Source organism: Actinotalea ferrariae CF5-4, from assembly GCF_000603945.1.
Taxonomy (GTDB): Bacteria; Actinomycetota; Actinomycetes; order Actinomycetales; family Cellulomonadaceae; genus Actinotalea; species Actinotalea ferrariae.
The window spans coordinates 1-598 of the sequence record NZ_AXCW01000449.1 but is presented as its reverse complement, the minus strand read 5'-3'; the positions used below and the strand labels follow the sequence as shown (position 1 = coordinate 598).

The following is a 598-nucleotide window of genomic DNA, read 5'->3' as shown; positions in this document are numbered from 1 at the left end:
CGATCATGGTCGCCGTCTTCGTCGCCTTCGTGCCCGAGGGCGACTCCAACATCAAGCCGATCGCGCTCGCGCTGGCCGTCGGGGTGTTCGTCGACGCGTTCGTCGTCCGGATGACGCTCGTCCCGGCGGTGCTCCAGCTCCTCGGGGACAAGGCGTGGTGGATGCCGCGCTGGCTCGACCGACGCCTGCCGTCCTTCGACGTCGAGGGCGAGGGCCTCACCCACGAGCTCCAGCTCGCCGAGTGGCCCGAGCCCGGCGCGCGCGACGTCGTCGCGGCCGCGGGGCTGTCGCTCACCGACCCGCAGGACCCGACGCGGCGCGTGTACGCCGACGTCTCGGTCCGGGTGCCGGAGGGCACCTCGCTCGTCGTCCGGGGCGTCGTCGCACCCGGCGGGTCCGGGGCCGCGGCGGCGGACGCGGAGGAGGCGGTCAGCGCGCTGCTGCTCACCCTCGCGGGACGGCTCGCCCCGGACGCCGGCCTGCTCACCGTCACCCGGCTCGTGCTCCCCGTGCGCGCCGCGACCGTCCGGTCCCGGGTCGCGCTGGTCCACCTCCCCACCGCCGGCGTCGACGGCCTCGCCCGCGCCCTGGCGGAGCG

1 protein-coding gene is annotated in these 598 nt (G+C 76.8%); it reads left to right on the top strand.

The window, feature by feature from the left end; genetic code table 11:
• A partial coding sequence (locus N866_RS18695; RefSeq protein WP_155855498.1) for an MMPL family transporter occupies positions 1–598 on the top strand: 598 nt, incomplete at both ends.